At 36.9% G+C, this 1,102-nt stretch carries 1 protein-coding gene; it reads left to right on the top strand.

Annotated elements, in window-relative coordinates:
• The coding region (locus Z053_RS32115) for a gliding motility-associated C-terminal domain-containing protein (RefSeq protein WP_025668150.1) at positions 1-1,009 on the top strand (1,009 nt) is incomplete at its 5' end.
• Positions 1,010-1,102 lie beyond the last annotated feature (93 nt).

Raw genomic sequence — 1,102 nt, 5'->3', positions numbered from 1 at the left:
TAATGATACTTTAGATGTAGTGGCTACTGATACTGCAGGCAACAGCGGATCAGGAGTAGTAACTATTGATATTACCACAATATCGGTAGATAGTTTTACCACGGATGATATTACACCTACTTTAACTGGTACTGGAGAGCCTAATGAAACGTTAACCATTACGGTAGACGAAGACGGAGATGGTATACCAGAAGTTACGTATACTGTAACCACTGATACTACTGGTAATTGGAGTATTGACCCAGATACAGCTATTCCTGATAGCGGAGTATTCCCTGTACTTGATGATATGGATACGATAGATGTTGTGGCTACCGATCCCGGAGGTAATATTGCAATTGGATTGGTGGAGATAAACCTTAGTGATACAGATGGTGATGGAATTAATGATGTCGATGAAGAAAACGATGGTACAGATCCTTTGGATCCTTGTGATCCAAATCCTGGTGCTGTTTCTTCAGGTGATTGTGATGGTGATGGGGTGATGAATGAATTTGAAATAGGAGACGATCCAAATAACCCTCAAGATACTGATGGTGATGGTACACCTGATATTTTGGATACTGACGATGATAATGATGGAATCTTAACAGAAGATGAGAATCCAGATTCTAATGGAGATGGAAACCCAGATGATGCTTTTGATACAGATGGTAATGGTACTCCTGATTATTTAGAACCTAACGGGCCAATAGAAGAAGGGGAAGATGGTATTACAGTCTTTACAGGAATGTCTCCAAATGGAGATGGTGTTAATGATGTATTTATAATTAGTGGAATAGAAAGATTAGAGAATACTTTAGAGATATATAACCGTTGGGGTGTTAAAGTATATGGAACTAAAAATTATGGAAGAGACGATCAATTCTTCAGAGGAATCTCTAAAGGAAGAACTACAATAGAAGGAACAGATCGATTACCAGTAGGTACTTACTATTATGTTTTAGAGTATGTTTTAGAATCAGGTGAACGTAAAAGTAAAGCAGGTTACTTATACATTAACAGATAATCAATCAAAATTTAGATTCCCATGAGTATCAGTATATCTGCTCGTGGGTGAAATAAAAATGTTAAATTAGAGCGGATGAAAAAAATAAAGATA

The organism is Aquimarina megaterium XH134 (assembly GCF_000520975.1).
Lineage (GTDB): Bacteria > Bacteroidota > Bacteroidia > Flavobacteriales > Flavobacteriaceae > Aquimarina > Aquimarina megaterium.
Note: the sequence above shows the minus strand (reverse complement) of the source record. Positions and strands in the feature narration are given on the sequence as shown.